The organism is Chryseobacterium sp. Mn2064 (assembly GCF_049319685.1).
Classification (GTDB): domain Bacteria; phylum Bacteroidota; class Bacteroidia; order Flavobacteriales; family Weeksellaceae; genus Chryseobacterium.
This window is the reverse complement of the sequence record NZ_JBMOUE010000008.1, coordinates 168,434-189,131: the sequence shown is the minus strand read 5'-3', so window position 1 is coordinate 189,131 and position 20,698 is coordinate 168,434. Positions and strand designations below refer to the sequence as shown.

At 36.7% G+C, this 20,698-nt stretch carries 13 protein-coding genes; 5 read left to right on the top strand and 8 right to left on the bottom strand.

Annotation, left to right across the window (positions count from 1 at the left end):
- Positions 1–81: 81 nt before the first annotated feature.
- From ACL9RH_RS22790 to ACL9RH_RS22775, 4 genes are all read right to left on the bottom strand, one after another.
- On the bottom strand, positions 82–1,605 hold the full coding sequence (locus tag ACL9RH_RS22790) for a SusD/RagB family nutrient-binding outer membrane lipoprotein (RefSeq protein ID WP_422695622.1): 1,524 nt from the start codon (positions 1,603–1,605) through the stop codon (positions 82–84).
- Positions 1,606–1,625: 20 nt separating this feature from the next.
- Positions 1,626–4,784 (bottom strand): SusC/RagA family TonB-linked outer membrane protein, encoded by a 3,159-nt coding sequence (locus ACL9RH_RS22785; RefSeq protein WP_422695621.1) that lies wholly within the window; start codon positions 4,782–4,784, stop codon positions 1,626–1,628.
- A gap of 351 nt (positions 4,785–5,135) precedes the next feature.
- Entirely contained in the window at positions 5,136–6,740 is a 1,605-nt protein-coding gene (locus tag ACL9RH_RS22780) for a hypothetical protein (protein WP_422695620.1), read from the bottom strand.
- A gap of 103 nt (positions 6,741–6,843) precedes the next feature.
- Positions 6,844–7,638 carry an SDR family oxidoreductase gene (locus ACL9RH_RS22775; protein ID WP_422695619.1) on the bottom strand — a complete coding sequence of 265 codons (795 nt, stop codon included), beginning with the start codon at positions 7,636–7,638 and terminating at the stop codon, positions 6,844–6,846.
- Between the two features lie 418 nt (positions 7,639–8,056).
- Between ACL9RH_RS22775 and ACL9RH_RS22770 the strand changes: the two genes are divergently transcribed.
- From ACL9RH_RS22770 to ACL9RH_RS22760, 3 genes are all read left to right on the top strand, one after another.
- Positions 8,057–10,945, top strand: coding sequence for a SusC/RagA family TonB-linked outer membrane protein (locus ACL9RH_RS22770; RefSeq protein ID WP_422695618.1), 2,889 nt, complete (start codon positions 8,057–8,059; stop codon positions 10,943–10,945).
- Positions 10,946–10,973: 28 nt separating this feature from the next.
- Positions 10,974–12,482, top strand: a complete 1,509-nt coding sequence (locus tag ACL9RH_RS22765; protein WP_422695617.1) for a RagB/SusD family nutrient uptake outer membrane protein — start codon at positions 10,974–10,976, stop codon at positions 12,480–12,482.
- Between the two features lie 73 nt (positions 12,483–12,555).
- Positions 12,556–14,382 carry an alkaline phosphatase gene (locus tag ACL9RH_RS22760; RefSeq protein ID WP_422695616.1) on the top strand — a complete coding sequence of 609 codons (1,827 nt, stop codon included), beginning with the start codon at positions 12,556–12,558 and terminating at the stop codon, positions 14,380–14,382.
- Between the two features lie 174 nt (positions 14,383–14,556).
- Here the strand turns inward: ACL9RH_RS22760 and ACL9RH_RS22755 are convergent, their stop codons facing one another.
- The 4 genes from ACL9RH_RS22755 to ACL9RH_RS22740 form a co-directional block, all read right to left on the bottom strand.
- Entirely contained in the window at positions 14,557–15,540 is a 984-nt protein-coding gene (locus ACL9RH_RS22755; RefSeq protein ID WP_422695615.1) for a phosphatidylinositol-specific phospholipase C, read from the bottom strand.
- Between the two features lie 218 nt (positions 15,541–15,758).
- Positions 15,759–16,982: a 3-phosphoshikimate 1-carboxyvinyltransferase gene (locus ACL9RH_RS22750; protein ID WP_422695614.1), complete on the bottom strand. Its 1,224-nt coding sequence runs from the start codon at positions 16,980–16,982 to the stop codon at positions 15,759–15,761.
- A gap of 69 nt (positions 16,983–17,051) precedes the next feature.
- A complete protein-coding gene (locus ACL9RH_RS22745) occupies positions 17,052–17,378 on the bottom strand; it encodes a nucleotide pyrophosphohydrolase (RefSeq protein WP_422695613.1) in 327 nt (108 codons plus the stop codon).
- Complete coding sequence (locus ACL9RH_RS22740; protein WP_422695612.1) at positions 17,378–18,787, bottom strand: hypothetical protein; 1,410 nt, start codon at positions 18,785–18,787, stop codon at positions 17,378–17,380. Before ACL9RH_RS22740 ends, ACL9RH_RS22745 begins: the two co-directional genes overlap by 1 nt.
- Before the next feature lie 184 nt (positions 18,788–18,971).
- Here ACL9RH_RS22740 and ACL9RH_RS22735 point away from each other — a divergent pair, with 184 nt between their 5' ends.
- Both ACL9RH_RS22735 and ACL9RH_RS22730 read left to right on the top strand, forming a co-directional pair.
- Positions 18,972–19,223, top strand: a complete 252-nt coding sequence (locus ACL9RH_RS22735; RefSeq protein ID WP_047489008.1) for a type B 50S ribosomal protein L31 — start codon at positions 18,972–18,974, stop codon at positions 19,221–19,223.
- A gap of 243 nt (positions 19,224–19,466) precedes the next feature.
- Positions 19,467–20,627, top strand: coding sequence for a GlmU family protein (locus ACL9RH_RS22730; protein WP_422695611.1), 1,161 nt, complete (start codon positions 19,467–19,469; stop codon positions 20,625–20,627).
- Positions 20,628–20,698 lie beyond the last annotated feature (71 nt).

The window sequence follows — 20,698 nt, the reverse complement described above, 5'->3', positions numbered from 1 at the left end:
TTCAATCGTAATAAGAAAGAAACCGCAAGTTAATAGGATTTTCCTGCGGTTTCTTTGTTTTATATAAAATTAATCAGATTTCTACTGCAACCACCAAGGTTTAGAGTTAATATTATCATTTCCTCCATACTGGTTAGCCAATGCAGCATTTAGATTCCCACTGTTATAATTGTATTCAGACTGTGGATATCTGAATCTGAACGGTGCTGCTACTCCTGCCTTTAATGGATAATTAGGATAGCCTGTTCTCAAATAATCATAATACGAAGTCCATTGAGACTGGTGGAACATAGTCATGTACTTTTGCGTCATGATCTTTTCCAGCTGTGTCTGTAAAGGATCTGAATTATTATAAACCACTAAAGGAGTCGCCAGATACTGATTGACATCAAAACCTGCGAAATACTGTCCAGGATTTTTTACATACGTCTGGTAAAAGTTGAAGCTGGCTTTAATAGCATTGTCATAGTGTGTTTTTGCCGATCCTGAGATCCATCCTCTGGCGGTAGCTTCAGCCAGAATAAATTCCAGTTCGGAATAGCTTAGTACAGATGCCGGTTCATTGGTAGCATCTTTATAAAAACGATCGTTTACCTTGGAGATATTTTTTGCCGTAATCAACGCTGCGTTGTCGGAATAAGGAGAGGTAGGATTTCCTCCGTTATATGCGGTGAAATCAGTAAGCGCTTTTCCTGCTTCTTTTGCTCCTGTAGTTTGTGCAGCAAAAGTAAAGAGACGCGGATCATGTCTGTCTTTAAACATATTGATGAAATAATCTGCCATATATAAGCTGGAACCGTATCCACTGTTGTTGAACATCGTGTATCGGCTGTCGGCAGCGTCTGCAAACTTAAGTTCGCCATTATCAGCAACTGAAGTCATAAGAGACTGGCTTCCTACAATAGAGGCAAACTCGTTCGCGATGTTGTAATTTCCTACTTTTGTTTTCTTAGACATCGTGATCAGAATCTTCAAACGGAATGAGTTGATCAGTTTTTTCCATTTTAAAGCATCACCGTTGTAGACAATATCACCTTCTATTTTATCATTGGTATTGATAAGATCATTAGCTTCTTTCAATTCTGATAAAATTCCGGACATGATAGCTTCCTGAGTGTCGTATTTTGGCTGTGTAATTCCAGCTTCACCTTTTGCTGCTTCAGAATAAGGAGCGCTTCCCACTTTTAAGCTGATGTTGAAAAAATGATAAGCTCTGAAGAATTTACCGATAGCCTGATAGTTCTTGTTATTGGTTTTCTCTGCTTCCTGCATCATTTTTCCTGTGTTCAGAAGAGCTTTAGTATAGACTTCAAAAGAGGCGCTATTCCATTTCATATACTGATAGGAGTTTTCACCATCTGTACCAATCATCATTCTTGAAGCATACATATTGTCTCCATCTACCTGAAAAGTATATTTTGAAACAAAAGTCAAAAGATATTTAGGGTCAATACTGGCCTGATCGTTAGGATTTTCATTGATCTTATCAAGATTAGACTCACAAGATGTTAGTGCCAATACTCCTGCCAACAAAACCGTTTTTATATTGAACCATTGATTCTTTTTGCCGTTATTACTTTTTGATTTAAGTATATTATTTTTCATTCTATTAACTTACTTTTTAGTTAAAACTTAAGATTAAATCCGATTCCGAACCATCTGCTGGACGGGTCCTGAATATCATTGCTGACATCTCCTTCTCTTCCTGATCTGATTTGGAAATCCGGATCAGAATAAAGGTTTTTGGATTTTTTCCACATCGCAAGATTGTAAGCGGAAATATTGGCTGTGAAACCTTTTACCATCCCTTTAGGATTCAGTAATGATGAGAAATCATACTCCAGAACTACAGACCTCAGCTTAATGAATGTTCTGTCGAATACATTCGCAAATTCTTTGCTTTCGCTCTCCGTTACCCTTGCCTGGTAAGGATAGTTCTGTGCCCAGTCCTGAAAACTGATGGCTTGGGTATGCGGAGTATATTGTCCTGTTGCAGGGTTATAGTTTACACCATCCGGAACGAAGAAATACTTTCCTGGGTTGGCATATTCAAGATCTCTGTAAGCTACAGAATTCGGATGCTTTCCTCCCCACCACATTTTTTCTACCACCTGCGATCTCATAACGCCTCCAATACTTCCGTCGATTCCGATATTTAAAGAAAGCTTTTTATACTTGAAGGTGTTGTTGAAACCAAAGGTCCAGTCAGGATTGAAGTGTCCTAAATTGCTTGGATTGTTTGCTCTTGTAGGCATTCCGGATTTAGCATCCAGAATAACTTTTCCATCCGGAGATTTTTGCCATTCATAATCATAATAGCTGTCCATTCTTTCTCCCAGTTTGATATTATTATAATTGGACATATTATTATAAATGGAAGTCAGTTTCTGTTCGTACGTACTCCAGTTAATTAAGGTTTTCCAAGTGAAGTTGGCCGATTTTACCGGAACCAATCCCAAAGAGATTTCAAATCCTTTTGTTGTGTATTCATTACCGTTTACATATTGGGAAAGGAAACCTGATGATTCAGGAGTTGGGAATTCCAGAATGTTGTTATAGTCCAGTGTTCTGAAATATGTTGCATCTAAAGTAATTCTGTTGTTTAGGAATCCTGCACTTAGCCCCAATTCATAAGACTTTGTCTGCTCTGGTTTCAATGTGTTTTCTACATTAAGAGTAGTAGGATAGTAATACGTTGGGTTTCCATTGAAGGAAATTCCTTTATTATTCAAATAGTAATTTCTGATGGAATAAGGCTGGAAATCATATGCAACCTTTGCCCATGAAGCAGAAAGTTTCAACATATTGATCGACTCCGGCAATTTTACCAGATTCGAAATCACAGCACTGATGGATGCTGAAGGATAGAAATAAGATCTGTTGGCTTTAGGAAGGGTAGAAGACCAGTCATTACGTCCTGAAACGTTGATGAAAAAGGCATTGTATAATCCGATGTCAATGGTTGAATAGGCACTGTAGATTAGCTTTTCTTTTAGATAAGCATAATTTTTCAGGGCTCCGATAGAGTTGTCAAAAGAGTAGAACTCAGGAACTTTCAAACCATCGGTAGATCTTTCATTTTTATTGTTTTTATAGTAAAATGTTGAACCTCCGGCATTAATTGTGAAATCAAAATTCTCAGATATCTTTTTCTTATACGTGGCAAGAACATCATAGTTCATATTCCATGTTTTCTCATCTCTCAAGATATATCCTCCACTTCTTGGAGCACTGTAATTGAAATAAGAATATGGACTGAGAACTTCTGTTTTGCTGTGATTTTCAACAAGCGATATTTTACCTTTTATCGATAGATCTTTTGTGGCTTTATATTCTAATCCGGTTTGAGCATTGATGATATTGGTTCTATTCTGGTTTTTATAATATTCTGCCCCAAACCATGGGTTGTTGTACCATGCATAGTTCCAGTTGGCCTGTGCTCTTCCTTCCTGTCCGGGAATCCACATATGGTTTTTAAGAGCTTTTCCGTCTACATCACCTCCCATCCAGATCAGGATGGTGTACATATGTCCGCTCGGGTTATAATCGTAGTTGGGAACGTTAGGAGTAAAAGCCTGGTTGAAGTTAAACTTCGTATTGAAGATCAATTTATCTCCCAAATGGTTTTCAGAAGAGAAATTTACTCCATATTTCTGCAGGTAAGAATTCGGAACTCTGTCATCATAGTTCATGAAATTTCCAGAAAAACGGTAGATATCTTTATTGTCTCTGTAGCTGATGGCAAAATTATTATTATTAATCACCGCCGGCTTTAAGAATGTGCTTAAATTATCATGATATTTCCAGTCAATCGGAACTCTTTCAAATCTTGATTTATCATCATATTGGGTACCTGTTACAGCACCATACCAAGGAACAATCTGTCCTGTTACTTTATCACGAATCGGACTGTTCCATTGGGCAATTTGTAACCCTGGAACAAATTTCGGACCCCAGATCATATCTCCATCGTTGACTCCGCCATCAGCTCCATCCCAAAATTCATACTTTCCGTGGGAACCATTTCCGTATTCCGTCTGGGTTTTTGGAAGATTGGTAAATCCTGCCGTAATCATCGTGTTTTGAGAGAAATCTACAGAGAATCCTTTCTTCTTAGCACTTTTAGTCGTGATCAAAATAGCTCCGTAACGCCCTCTTGAACCATAAAGAGCAGATGCAGTAGCTCCTTTCAGTACGTTAATATTTTCAATATTATTCGGGTCCAGATTCTGAAAAACTTCTTTTTCCACAATCACTCCATCAATGACAAAAACCAGATTAGAGTTTCCTCTCAGGGTAAACTGCGGAGCCTGCTGCATTCCTGTTGGGTTAGAAACATTCAGACCGGCCACCTGCCCTGAGAATAAATTTCCAATACTTGGTGTTGTGATGGTTTCAAACTGTTTGGTACCTACTTCCTGGGTAGAGTATCCAATTTTTTCCTTTTTCTTAGCGATTCCTAAAGCGGTAATTACGACGCCTTCAATTTGCTTTTCATTGGGCTTCTTTAGAACAACCGAATATTGTTTTTTAGAAGAAACCTCAACGGTATAAACAGAAAATTCAGGGGCAAGAAATTCAAGAATATCTTTAGGATTGGCAGAGATTGTAAAATTACCATTGTCATCTGTAGTAGCGGTCTTTCCTGTGTTTTTGTCGGTAATGTTCACACCGGAAACACTAGTGCCGTTTTCAGATTTTACATTTCCGGAGATATTAATTTCCTGGGCAGTAAAATAAAGAGGAAGTAAAAAAACGGCAAAAGTAGCTAGAGTTTTCTTCATTTTTTTGAAGGCAAATTTAGCAGTGTACTGTTACCTGTACTTTAATCTTATATTAAAAGAAAAATATGATTTTAATAGTCTGTCACAGGGATAATTAATATAAAAGTAAAGTGAAAAATAGGGCTTATATAGAGACTTTTGCTTTATTATATAGTATATAAATAGATAACGTATTCAGTTGCAAAAGCTTACTTTTTCCGACTGTTGGTAAGGTTAAAATTGGGTCTACATAAAAAATTCACAGAAGCAGGAAATTTAGGATTTCCCAAAAACTTAAGTGAAAAGTGGTAAATGCGGTATGAGACTTAAAAAACTTCAAAGCCAGATTAGCCTAAATATTCAAGCTTTTCTTTAAAATCTACTCAGAATTCCCCAGTGAATTTTGGTATCATTAAATTTAAAAGGATTTCCAAACTCATTACCATTTGAAAGCTGGAAACTCATCAGACCAATAGGAATAAAGAAATTGAACCCGAGACCCACACTGTAAAGCTTGGGTTTTACCTGCAGTGATTTGTTATTAAGCTGCCCATATTGCCCAAAGACATCAAAGAAAGCCTGATTTCCAATTAAATACCGGTATTCTAAACTTCCATAATAGTAATAATCTGCGGCAAGGGAATTCTCATTGAAACCCCGAAGCGAGTTCCAGCCTCCAAAACGGAATAATTCATTGGTGGAAAACTCCATTTTAGAATCCATCATTCGGCCTTCCCCTTTTATATTGAGGAAATGATTTCCTGAGATATGATAATTATGCTCCCCATACAGATAAAACTGATTCTGGGTGGCTTTAATATTGTCTTTGGTATAGGTAGTTGTTAAGAAATCATAGCCGGCAGAGATCTTTGTTTTGTAAAGAAAAAGATCAATATCTGTAGGTTCAGTCATTTCATACCAAACCCCAAGTCCCTGCTTGTTATAGTCTTTTCCCTGAACGTATAAAGTATCAATAATCGTAGATGATTCTAAAGTTCCCCTAATCCCGATCTTGTTACGGTTGTTCAGGTGATAATAAAAGGCAGGAAGGAATTTTACATTGGCAAACGTAGAATCCTGTCGGTAAATATTAACCTTGGCGTTCATTCCCACATTGGATTTAAATAAATACGGAATGTCTACCTGGAGGTCAAAAGTCTGCCCTTTATCCGGGTTTCTCTGCCAATAGAGATTAACGGTTTCAAAACCATTGAACATATTCCTGAAATTAACATTCATTGTTCCATTTAAGGTAAATTTGGATGATTTGTCATTTCCAAAACCTATAACCCCGTCAAAGGTATTGGTCTTTTTCTTTTCGAGGAATAAATAAATATTGGTAGAATCTTTGGTAAATAAAGTCTGTGGCTGCCGCTCCAACGTTAAAAAAGGATGGCTCTGGAAATTTTTGTTGATGGCCAGAAGATTTCTTTCGTCATAATTTTTGCCTTTAAACTCCTTTTCCAGGTTTTTCATGAATCGTTTCGGAACTTTTTCGTATCCTTTTACAACAAAACCGTCGATCGTTCTTTTATCATTCTTATTGATATCGAGTTCTACGATAGGAAAACCGTTTTTCTGACCTTTATATTTTGATTTAATTCTGCTGAAAGAATAACCGTCATCAATATAAATCTTATTAATACTCTTCTTCGTGGAATCTAAATTTTTTGTGAAAAAATCTTTCCGGATTTTCAGTTTCTGAACAAGAGAATCTGAAAGATCTACATAAGTTTCGTTAAAGTTTTTCCCTTTATCATAGAAAATTTCCGTACTGTCTCCTTTTTTCTTTACATCTTTCAATTGAGTGAAAAAATAATTGTTTTGAGCTAAAGAATCCAAAAACTTTACGGCTGAGGTAGAATCTTTTACTTTTTTTCTGACTTTGGTTTCTGTGTCAATCAGCCAATAATGCTTTTTCTGCGCTTGTGTAAAAACGCAGAAGAAAACAAAAAATATTTTTAAAAGTAATTTCAATTTACCATTCTGAATATGAGGAGATGAGCAATCTCAATACAACTAATGAGAATCTTCATCGTATTTCATTCCGTACAGAATGAAAATACACCTTATCAATCAACTAATTTTTATCCAGTTTATTATATTTCTTCATTAAATTCTCATAAGTTCCCTGAGGAAGGATCCATTTTAGAGGAACTCCGATTTTTTGCCCGAATTTACCAAAATAATAATGAGCTTTCCATTTATTTTTTCCTAAAAGAGCTTCAATATACTCAGCGACTTCCAGAGGTTCAGTTCCCTCACCTACATGAGAGTTCATCAGCGCATATACTTTATCGAAAACATTTTTATAAGGCTGAGAAACCTGAGTCATTACTCTGTTATCTGCAATATTGGTTTTGATGTCTCCCAAATGAAGAGAACAAACATCAATGTTCCAAGGATAAACCTCATATCTCATCGCTTCCGTTACTTTGTCCAAGGCAGATTTTGAAGCAGAATAAAAACCACGGAAAGGAAGTCCCATTTCACTTCCAATGCTGGAAACGTTGATAATTTTTCCAAATTTATTTTCACGCATCTTAGGAAGAACAGCACTCATCATTTGAACGGCCCCTACGAGATTCAGGTTGAAGAGTTTCAAAATATCTTCTTTTGTGGAATCTTCCACGGCTCCCACCATTCCCATTCCTGCATTGTTGATCAGTACATCTATTCTGGTTTCGGTTTTTAAGACTTCAGCAATGGCATTCAGAACAGCATTGTTATCGGTAACATCAGTAGGGATTGATTGAAAATATTGACTTTCCGTATGTTTTCGGCTTAATCCGTATACTTTGTGCCCTTTTTTACCAAAATATTCGGCCAAAGCAAATCCAATTCCTGATGAGGTTCCTGTAATGATAATGGTCATTTAATTCGTTCAGTTTTATAATGTTATCAATTCTTCAGAGCTTCCAAAATTTGTTCTTTGAATATCAGGAAATTCTGTACAATCTATTTTCAGCAAATGTAAAAAAAGAATAATGAAGTCTGCATATATATTATAGCTTAATGTGAATAAGATCTGGAAAGGAAGTGATTGAACAAATGACGTATGAATGTTTATGAAATCATTCTAAACTTAAAACAAAGTTAATCTCTCAAATATTGTGAAAATCATATAAATGATTACTTTAATTGTTTATAGTTTTGATAATGAGTTATTTATATTTTTACTTTTAAAGATCCTGATTTGAAAATGCTAAAATTTCTTAATAAAAACATAAGGAAATCTTAATGAGTTAAGGAAAAGGGCTACTCTAATTTTGCATCTAATCAAAATGGATGTCATGAATGTATTTAAAGTCCCTGTCTCAGTCACTTATTTAACGGGTAGGGTATTACTTATTGGGGCAATTTCAGCTTCACCTATGTTCCTCTCTCAGAAAAAAGACAGTTTGAAAGAAAAATCCATAGACGAGGTTGTTGTGGTTGGATATGGAACTCAGAAAAAAAGTAAAGTGTCCGGCGCTGTTACGGAAGCTTCACTGGATAAACTTACTTCCAGATCTCTGTCAGGAGTAGGAGAAGTGCTTCAGGGCAAAGCTCCCGGAGTAACAGTAGTGAACGAAGGTGGAGATCCCAACGGTACTCCCAAAGTGAATATTCGTGGTTTAGGGGGAATTAACGGAGAAACCCCTTTATATGTTGTAGATGGGGTGGTTTTTAACGGAACCCCTTCTATCAACCCTAATGATATTCAGGATATCTCTGTACTGAAAGATGCTTCAGCAGCCATTTATGGAGCAAGATCTTCAGGAGGTGTTATTCTTATCACCACTAAAAGAGGGAAAAAAGGAAATCTTACCGTAGATTTTGATATGAAATATGGCTTAAATCAGGCATGGAGACTGAAAGAATCTTTAAATGCTGCTGAATTTCAGGATGTGATGTACAAAGCCTATGAAAATGCAGGTAAACTGGGAAGCTTACCAACGGCTTTTAATCCCACTCTATATCCGGATGGAAGAATTACCAGAACAGACTGGATGAAAGAGATCTTCCGTACAGGAACTATTCAGGAATACAATATGAACCTCAGCGGTGGAAGTGAAAAATCCAGATACTTTGTAGGGATGAATCACAGAAACCTGGAAGGGATTTTATTGAATACTCAGGCCAAACGATATAATTTTAGAGTGAACTCTGAACATAAAATAAAAGACTGGTTAACCATCGGAGAAAATATGTATTACAACTACTCCGATGGAAATACGGCTGATACCAAAAGCGGTTACACAGGAGCACTTGTAGCAGCGATGTATTATCCACCGAATGTTCCGGTTTACACTCCGTCAGGGGCATTCTCCGGATTGCCTATTGATGTGGCTGGAGGTTATGGAGATATGATCAACCCTGTGGCGTACCTTAAAAGAATCAGTATCCGAAACCCTACTCATGAAATTTTGATCAATCCTTATCTGGAAGTTACACTGGCGAAAGATTTAAAATTCCGTTCCAACTTCTCGCAAACGTTTAGGATTGGAGATATTAAAAACTTTACTTACAGAGTGCTGGAAGTCGGAAAAATTTTCGATACCAACAATTTAGAATATCAGTCTAATAACTCTTCCACGGCTCTTGCTGAACAGTTGCTTACCTACAAAATAGCTGCAGGAAAACATAATTTTGACTTCCTGGGAGGTTTTACTTTCCAGAAAACCATTGAAGAAGGATTTTCAGCAAAAGCTTATGATTTCAGAAGTGAGGCTGAGGTTTTCCAGCACCTTCAGAATGCGGCAGATACCAATAAAGATGTTTCCAGTTACAGATATCAGCAGGCGTTGGTTTCTTACCTTGCCAGATTAAACTATGACTATGCGGGTAAATATATCATCAGTGTATTAGGAAGACGTGATGGTTCTTCACTGGTGGCCAAACAAAACAGATTTGCTAATTATTATGCTGTTTCCGGAGCTTGGGTGGTTTCAAAAGAAAACTTTATGCAGGATATTTCATGGCTTTCGAATTTGAAGTTGAGAGGAAGTTATGGTATTCTTGGAAACCTTGGGGGAATTTCACCTCAGGCTGTTAACCCTTTGATGACAAGGGATAATAACGTTATTTTCGGACAGGATCCTTCTCAGAATATTGCGTATTATGCAACCACTCGTCCCAATCCGGACCTGAAATGGGGGAAATCTGAACAGACCGACTTTGGGGTAGATGCATCATTCCTTCATAACAGTCTTTCCTTACAGTTTGATTATTTCGTGAAGAACTCCAAAGATCAGATCTTTAACGTTAGCTTACCAAGTACCGCAACTTACAATAATCAATATGTGAATGCAGGATTATTTCAGGATAAAGGCTACGAATTGGGAATTAATTATAACAGCAAAGGAAACGAAGATTTTACCTATTCCATAGGAGTAACTTTTAGTCAACTAAAAAACACGGTGAAGCAATTGGCTAATGTTGATGAGATATTTATCAACGATAATGGGGTAAGAGGAGTATTGAAACCAACCCGCGTAAAAGTAGGGGATGCGCTTTATTCTTATTATGGATACAAGACAGGCGGAATTTTCCAGACGCAGGAAGAGATCAATAATTATAAAGATGCCAATGGAACTCTTATTCAGCCCAATGCAAAACCAGGAGATATAAAATTCCTTAAGAAAGACGGAAATACAGGAGTTCTCAACAATAATGACTTTGTAAATCTTGGAAGCCCCTATCCAAAGTTTTCCTACGGATTCTCTTACAATATGACATGGAAAAACTTTGACCTCAACGTATTCTTCCAGGGAGTATATGGAAACAAAATATTCAACGGATTGAAATTTATTTCTTTGAACCCGGGCGGAACAGGGCAAAACTATAATATGGACAGAGATATCCTCAATGCATGGACGCCTCAGAATACCAATACGGATATTCCAAGATTGGTACACGGCGACCCAAGCGGAAACTACTCAAAAGTATCAGATTTCTATGTGGAAGACGGATCTTATTTAAGGCTGAAAAACCTCACCATCGGTTACTCATTACCAAAAGAATTGTACAAAAAGCTTGATGTAAATAAAGTAAGAATCTACGTAACCACCAACAATCTATTTACAATCACTAAATACACAGGTTTTGATCCTGAAGTAGGAATGAATTCTTACGGGGTAGATACCGGTAGATATCCTCAGGCCCGATCATTTATTTTCGGAGTGGAAGTAGGATTATAATTTTAAAAAACATCAAAAAAGTAAAGAAATGAAACTATTTAATAAAATATTTTTAATCTCAGGAATCTCCGTAATGCTGTTGTCATGTACAGGAGAACTGGATGTTCAGCCGGAAGGCACGCCTACAGAAGCCAGTTTCTGGAAAACTGAAAACGATCTTGTCACAGGAGCCAATGCAATGTATAAACCTTTATTTGATGGTGAATTTTACGGTAGAGGTCTTTTCTGGTTTATCAATGCCAGCGATGATATGGTAACCGGAAGAGCAAAAAGTGAAGCCGATAATGCTAAAAACTTCAGCAGCAATTATATTGCCGCAGGAGATTTGGAAACCCAATGGAATAAAAGATATAACGTCATAGGAGTTGCCAACAGAGTGATCAGAAATATTGATAATATTCAGACCTCACAGGCCACTAAAAATAAATATCTGGGCGAAGCTCTATTTATGAGCAGCAGAATGTATTTTGAATTAGCATACAGCTATGGAAACGAAAAAGCTGGAGTTCCTATTATCGATCGTTCAAAAGAACCGGACCCGAATCCGATTCCAAGAGCAGCCAATGTAACAGAAAACTATAATTATATAGTTAATGATCTGAAAAGAGCAGCAGATTTATTACCTACTCAGGCAGAACTTCCTGCAAAAGATTACGGAAGGCCTCACAAGGCTGCAGCATGGGCACTTTTGGCAAAAGTATATCTATTTATGAAAGATTGGAAAAATGCTGAATTCTGGGCTAATGAAGTAATGACCAAAGGAAACAGAAGTCTTATGACCAATTTTGCAGATGTTTTTAAAGCTGAAAATAACTATGGCTCAGAATACATATGGTCAATTCCGGGAACCCCTAAATTTACCGCTTGGGGAAGTATTCTTCCGGGGGTAATGCTTGAAAATAAAGGTTGGGGAGAATACAACGGTTGGGGATACTTCCAACCCACCAAAGAATTGTATGACGAATATGAAACCGGAGACCTTAGAAGAAGTGCCTCTATCCTGAAAATAGGTGATAAGTTTACCTTCAATGGAAAAGAAAGAATCTATGCTTCTACCAACTCTCTTACGGGATATCAGTTCAACAAATATATGGATGCCTTCAAATATCAGCTGAACAGCGGACACGTAAGTGCCAATGGAGATTATCCTTGTACAGACCTTGCTGTTCCGATAATGCGTTATGCCGAGGTAATCCTGATCAAAGCCGAAGCGTTGTTGATGCAGGGGAAATCTGCAGATCAGGAAATCAATATGATCAGAACCCGCGCCGGGCTTACTCCTAAAAACGGATGTACAATGGCTGATATGAAGCATGAAAGACGTTGTGAACTGGCAGGCGAATGGGCAGACAGACACAGAGATCTTGTACGTTGGGGAGATGCGCAGGCTGCTTATGCAAAACCACTACACGGGATCAACGGACAGGTAGTTTGGGCTGCAAGAAACTTTAATCCAGCTGTACATAATGTTTGGGCAGTCCCACAGGCTGAAATCGTAAACAGTCACGGGATCATTAAGCAAAATGAAGGCTGGTAAAATTTAATCTTATATATTATCCACTATATCATTGCAGAAGTTTCTGTGATGATATAGTTTTTTCACAGGTATTATGAAACTATCAAAAATTTGGGCTGTAGTGGCTTTGGCGGTCTTTTCTCAAAATAAGGCACAGAATTATTTAAATTATACAGTAGGGAATGCTCATTCTCATAATGATTATATGCAGGAGGTTCCTTTCTGGCAGGCTTATTATGCTAACTTTGGTTCCATAGAAGCAGATGTTTTCCTGGTAAAGGGTAAACTTTGGGTTGCTCATACAGAAAAAGAACTTTCGGTGGACAGGACATTGGAAAATCTGTATCTTGATAATATCTCAAAACAGATTAAGCTGAACAAAGGAAATATCTATCCTGATGCCAGCAAAAAACTGCAATTACTGATTGACATCAAACAGGATTATAAAACTTCGCTGGTATCTTTGGTTAGCACGCTGAAAAAATATCCTGAGATTACAGGAAATCAGAATATTAAAATAGTGATTACTGGGGGAAGACCTCAACCTGCAGAATTTAAAAACTACCCAAATTATCTTTACTTTGACGGAGATCTCGAAAAAAACTATGCTCCTGATCAGTTGAAAAGAATTGGAATGTTCAGTGCAGATTTACCTGACTTTGTAAAATGGAACGGAAAAGGCATTCCAAGAGATGAAGAATCCGAAAAAATAAAAAAAGCAGTAGAAAAGGCACATACTCAGCAAAAACCGATGAGGTTCTACGGAGCCCCGGATTTTCCTAATGCCTGGGTGAATTTAATGGATATGGGTGTGGATTATATCAATACAGATCATATTCCTGATCTTAAAAAGTTCATGAATACGATCCCGAAAAACTTTTATAAAAACACAAAAGAATATACTACTTACACCCCTACTTATAAAACAGACGGAGCCCGTAAAAAAGTGAAAAATGTAATTCTTCTGATCCCGGACGGAACTTCTTTGCCACAATATTATGCTGCTTTTACTGCGAATAAAGGGAAACTCAATGTTTTTAATATGAAAGCCACAGGACTTTCCAAGACGAATTCTTCTAATGCCTATATTACAGATTCCGCGCCAGGGTCAACTGCATTTGCTACAGGAGTGAAGACCAAAAATACTTTTGTGGGGGTAGATAATATGGGAAAAGCGTTAGCTCAGATTCCTGATATTATTGCAGAAAAAGGACTGGTTTCCGGATTGATTTCTACTGGAGACGTTACAGATGCCACTCCTGCAGATTTCTATGCCCATTCCGATAACAGAAACAGCTCAGAACCTATTCTGAAAGATTTCACAACTTCGAAAACTAAAATTTTGATCGGTGGCCCTACAAGTGGTTTATCTCAGGAAAACCTGCAGAAATTTAAGGATTCGAAAATAGATATGTTCCACGATTTGAACTCCGTTGATAAAATTAATAACCGCACCGTTATTATCGATCCTTTAGCATCACAAAGAATAACCAATGGAAGAGGAAACTGGCTGGCTGATGCATTTGATCTTACTTTAAATAATTTAAAAGAGAACAAAAAAGGCTTCTTCATGATGATAGAGGCTTCCCAAACCGATGGAGGAGGGCATAGCAATAATATGGAACAACTTGTTACCGAACTATTGGATTTTGATCATGTCGTAGGAAAAGCCATGAAGTTTGCTGATGAAAACAAGGAAACACTTGTCATTGTCGTTGGAGACCATGAAACCGGAGGGCTTACCCTGCTGGATGGAAGCCTTAAAGAGGGTTGGGTGTTCGGAAACTTCAGTACAAACGACCATACTTCTATACCTTCAAGTGTTTTTGCTTACGGACCCAATTCCAGTGAGTTCACAGGTCTGTTTGAAAATACCGAGATCTTCAACAAAATAATGGCTGCTTACGGAATCCAGAAATAAATAACTTTCAATACTTTTACTTTTACTGAGAAGGCTGTTTCAAATCTGAAACGGTCTTTTTATTTAAAATTTCCACAATCATCTGTGCTCATCAGTGTCATCTGTTGTTAAAGAACAATTAAGGCTGCTTCCCAAAGGAAACAGCCCTACTGAATATATCTAACAACTATTGAATTAGAAATTGGTCTTTACAATCAGTTCAGACAATTCTGCATTTACAAAATCAATCGGCATGATACCAAAACTTCCTCTAGTATTGCTCTGGAAGAACGTTTTAAGCCTTGGATTGATATTATTAGAAACAGTCGGGATACTTGGAATACCAAAAATTCCCGGTTTATAACCACTGGTAAAATTGACAAAAAGTTTATTGTTGGTATCGTTTTTAGCTTCATTTAGGAGGTTTGAGATTCCGTTCCATTTGTCATCATTGTTGGTTACTTTATAATAATCCTGAACTTTCAGCTGTGCTCCCGGATTGTTGATCTCAAACGTAGTATTATCAGCCCATGAAGTAGCATTGATTCCTTTTGCAGTACCTGCAGAAAAACGTCTTAGCAATTTAATTTTCCCTCTTACTTCTCCAAGATTAGGAATATTTGTTCCTAAATCCCACTTTGAAGGATTCTTTTGAACATAAGAATCAAAAGTACTTTCAAAACTTCTGGTGGTATTGGAGGCATCATATTCCTCTTTTACAGACATAACGATGGTTTCAGAAGGGTGACTTTGAAGAAAAGCATAACAGGCGTTCAATACATCATCAAAATTTAAATTCTGATAGATAGCTCCATGATGAATGGTAAAGGCATTATCAATATGTCTGCAACGGATATCCAGAAAACGGACTCCTGCATTCAGTTGTTCTGCAATGCTGAGGTTTTGAGTTTTAGCCGTACCTGATACAACAGGGGCATCTACACGTGCTCCGGAATCATGAGTTCCGGGAATTGAGATTTTTGAAATGGAAATATTATCCTGTAACCCGGCCATCCAGTTATTCATTTCAATAGGAGCCAATGAGGCTTTCAATGTTGATTTGCCTAGAGAAGTTACTGTTGTTTGGTTAGAATCTCTTTCCATAATGCTGTCATTAGAACAGGAAAAGAACAGACTTGCTGTGGTAATACCAAGAGTAATGGCCGTGATTTGTCTCATGCTTTGTTTGAACATAGTTTATCGTATTTTTTTTATTTGAACTTAAAAATAAGAATATATCAAACGAAGAGGAGTTAATTTAACTTTAAAAGATAATTAAGTTGATTTAAAATAAGGAAACTAGAAGAATGGGATAAAAAAAAGAAAATTATGACTATATAAATAAAAATGTGGTAATCTGAAATTCAAATTACCACACTTATATATTATTACTTAAATTAATGAGTCAGGATGCTTTCAAGATCTTCCCAAAACATCGGGTAAGATTTCTCTACGACATTCTCTTCCTCAATATTCAGTTCTTTGATCAGACAGAACGGTGCAAAGCTCATTGCCATTCTGTGGTCCTGATACGTTTTGATGGAAATATTTTCTTCAGGATCTCCAAAACTTACTGAATCAATCGTTAGATCTGTAATTTCTGTTTCTGTGCCCAGCTTTTTCAATTCGTTGTATAAAGCCAGAAGTCGGTCAGTTTCCTTTACTCTTAAAGTTCCCAGTCCTGAAATTTCAAAAGGAATTTTTAAGGCAGCAGCCGTTACACAAAGAGTTTGAGCGATGTCCGGACAGTTATTCATATCCAGAACAATCTTTTCCGGGAAAACAAAATTGGGCTGAGGTTCCAAAGTCAGTTGATGCTCATCTTCATTGAAGGTTGTTGTAATTCCAAAGAATTTTTCATAGATGTTTGCAATGGTAGAATCCCCTTGAGTGGATTCTTTGTAAAAGCTTTTCAAGCGAATCGTTTCTCTTCCCAATGCACAGATTGAATAGAAGTAAGATGCTGAACTCCAGTCGCTTTCCACTTCATAGTGTACGGCTTCGGAATTATGTTCAGGATTGAAAGGTTCTACTTTAATGATATTTCCTTCAAAGCTGCTCTTAATACCAAATTTTGTCAGAATATCCAGTGTCATTTCAATATAAGATCTGGAAGTAACTTCTCCCACGAGATGAATTTCCAGCCCGTTTTCCAGCTTCCCTGCAATAAGAAGAAGAGAAGTAATAAACTGGCTTGAAATATTAGCAGGAACACGTACTGAAGTTTGGGTGATTTTTCTTCCAATAATTTTTAAAGGAGGAAATCCTTCGTTTTCCAGATATTCAATCTCCACTCCAAGATCTTGTAAAGCATTAACCAGATTTTTGATCGGCCTTTCTTTCATTCTTCCTGAACCCGTAAGCACAGTCGTTTTTCCCTCTTGAATAGAGTAATAAGACGTAAGGAAACGCATCGCTGTTCCTGCATGATGAATATCCACCACATCGGTGTTCTCAGAGAGCGCTTTTTTCAGTAGCTGTGTATCTTGAGAGTTGGATAGATTTCCGATTTTAATATTACTGAAAAGACTTTCCAGAATCAATAAACGATTCGAAATACTTTTCGAACCGCTGATCTGTACTGTTTTATTTCCTGTTAATTTTGATTTTTCTAACTTCATTATGATCTACATTATCTTTAAAATAATGAGGTACGAATTCATGTATGATTCATCACTCATTATTTATCATTATTTCAATTTATCATTATTCTGATGCCGATCTTTGTCGCGGTCAGTTTTAATTTTCATTTTTCTGTCGAAAGCATCCTGCAGATTGACTCCTGTCTGATTGGCCAGGCACAATGTTACAAAAAGGACATCTGCCAGTTCTTCACCCAAATCTTTATTTTTGTCACTTTCTTTTTCACTCTGTTCGCCATACCTTCTGGCAATAATTCGGGCAACTTCTCCTACTTCTTCTGTAAGCATCGCCATATTGGTCAGCTCATTAAAATATCGTACACCGATGGTTTTAATCCACTCATCAACCTGTTGTTGCAATTGTGTAATTTCCATTATTGATAAGCGCCTAAAGTTGGATTAGTTGTTCTGGATACATTCACAATGTCGAAAGGTACAGTTGCTGCTACCGTTGTATTTCCTTTGCCAATAGCTGGAGAGGTAGATTTTACTCTTAAATTCATTTTGGCCATAAAATAATTGACAAACTGAGGGTCTGTGTTCTTAGTTGTTTGAATAACCCCAGAATTATTATCAAAAGTGAAACCAGATCCCGTTGCACTCGTATATTTAATTAATGAATTTTGAAGTAAGAACTCGAACTGTTGCCCTGGTGTTTTTTCAAAATGAACAGCATCATCCCTGTCAGAATATACAATACTGTTTTTGATATCAAGTTGCTGTAAAGCGCCCTGTTGTGTTTGTCCGGCATCATTCTTCCATTCATTGGCGGCAAAAATTCCTGTTCTGTCAAAAGAACCCATTGTTTTGGAGTAATTGGCAATCGTTGCATGAGTATAGCTATGTTTCCCTCCAAGGAAAATTCCTATACAAGATAAACCGCAATTGTTCATTACCAGATTGTTAGAATTCACTGTAGAGCCAACTGCATAAATTCCATATTCAAAGAAAGTGTGGATGAAAGAATTGGTGATGGTAGCATTGGTTTGCCTCATATCCAGCCCTCTCGTTCCTCCGAATAATCTTGCATGGTTCATTTTTAAGGTAGAATTGGCTTCCATTCTGATAGAGTTCCAGTTTTTAGAAATCGTATCATAATAAGGATCATTTCTATCACCGCGAAGAATCACCTGGTCAGTTTGTGTTCCGTTAATATTCAAAACAGCTCCGGAAGATACTTTCATTCCGCTGTTTTTGTGGAAATAGACCTTGGTTCCCGGATTGATATCCAGGGTAATGTTAGGTTTAATGGTAAGATCTCCATAAATAATCTTAGCCTTATTGCTGTTCCATGTTGTAGAGCTGGAAATTACATTCGGGTTGGTAGGAGTCTGAATAAAGAATTCAGCATCCTGCACCACAGAAAATAAAGTGACATGCTGTTGTCCTGCAGGACCGGTGAAAACTACTCTGTCTTCAGCAATAGCTTCAGGGCCGGTTGCCTGAGGGGCAATTTCAACAAAAATATAAAGACTGTCCTTTTTCCTTAAAGGAACATTATTGAAATCAAATCCGGGCTTTCCATCTACGTTGATTCTATATAAGGAAGCGGCTCCCTTTTCAAGATTTACTCTTGGGATCAGGATATCTTTATCTTCATTATTATATACCTTTACAACATAAGTTTCTGAACGAACCTGATGATAAACTGTATCACAAAATACCGTGTCTTTTGAGAAACGAAGCTGTTGTGATGGTGTATCAAAGGTGATATCATCTTTATTACATGATACTGCTATAAGTAACATCCAGAAAGAAAAAGCCAGTAATAATTTGAATTTCATCGAAATTAAAGTTTAAGTAGGTTCCAAATTTAACGAAAATACTTTAAATTTCTTATCAATAAAAAAATAATGAATTCAGTATTTGGAATTTTAAAAAAAAGTCGTACTTTTGCAACCTAAAATTAGCAGAGAAATATCCATTACTATTTCGAAAGCAAACTTTAATTTTTTTAAAAATAGTATTATGAAAAACGGAATTCACCCAGAAAATTATAGACTTGTTGTTTTCAAAGATATGAGTAACGACGAGGTGTTTCTTTGCAAGTCTACTGCAGAAACAAAAGACACTATCGAGTACGAAGGACAAGAGTATCCTCTAATCAAAATGGAAATCTCTTCAAGTTCTCACCCTTTCTACACTGGTAAAGTAAAATTAGTTGATACTGCAGGTAGAGTTGATAAGTTCATGAACAAATACAAAAAATTCGCTAAGTAATTTTTGTATCACTACAAATATAAAAGTCTTCCATTTATTGGGAGACTTTTTTTATTGGTCAAAATCCAAAAGAGAAAGTAAAAACCAATGGCTATAGGCTTCGGCCAAAACTTATCTTATCCCTTCAAACTTCCCACATCTTTTTGTATTTTTGTTTAGGCAGAATTTAGAATCGGCAAGTTAACTCTAGAGTGCTTAGTCTCAGTTTCTAATTTCTTACTTCTAACCTTTAACTTCTAAAAAATGCAATTAGTATTTTCAGACGCACAATATTGGGAGGATTTCCTTCCGCTTACTTTTACCCGCCCGGTGGCTGCCATGAGATGTGGAATTCTTACATTTTCTGAAAGATGGCAGAAGATCCTGGAAAATACCGAGGTGTCTTATTTTACAGAAATGTATCTTCAGGATAAATTTAAAACTCCAGAAGAAAAAGAAAGTCTGTTTTTAGTTCCCAATTTTTTACCTACAGAAAAAGTAATTCAACAAATTAAAGATCTTAAATTAGGAGAAGCTTTAGTGTATGAAGATGAACTGATTGCTGCTAAAATTAATATGAAAGGGTTTTCTCTCAATCAGATTGAAAAGATGACCGATATTAAAGAAGATCTTACTTTCTTTAAAAAACCGAAAGACCTATTCTCTTATAATCATCATGCTATTGATTTCGATTTTGATCTGCTTACCCAAGGAAGAACTTCACAGGAATTATCTTCAACCAATGGTTTCTTAGGAGATAAAAAAGATCTTTTTATTGAAGAAGGAGCTTCTGTGGAATTTTCAACAATCAATACCAAAACAGGTAAAATTTATATCGGTAAAAATGCAGAGGTGATGGAAGGTTGTAATCTTCGTGGGCCTATCGTTTTATGTGAAGATTCCAAATTTAACCTTGGTGCTAAAATTTACGGAGCAACTACAATTGGGCCCCATTGTAAGGTAGGAGGAGAAGTGAATAATATTGTGATTTTCGGATATACCAGCAAAGGGCATGAAGGATTTGTAGGAAACTCTGTGATTGGTGAATGGTGTAATTTCGGGGCAGATACCAATTCTTCAAACCTGAAAAATAATTACAGCCATGTCAAACTTTGGAACTACAGAACCAAAGCTTTCGAAGATACAGGTTTACAATTTGCAGGCCTTATCATGGGAGATCATTCCAAAACGGCTATTAATACCCAGTTGAATACAGGAACAGTTATAGGAGTAGCTTCCAATATTTTTAAACCAGGCTTCCCTCCCAATCTTGTAGAAAACTTTTCGTGGGGTGGCTTGAAAGATGATGAAAGATTTAAATTGGATAAAGTATATGAAGTTGCGGAAAGGGCAATGGCTAGAAGAAAAGTGGCTCTGACAGAGGAAGACAAGGCTATTCTTAAGCATATTTTTGAAACATATTAACCAAATGAACTAAAAAACTTCAATTTTTTTTGAAGTTTTTTTATTTTTGATGTAATAGATTTGAAACCCAG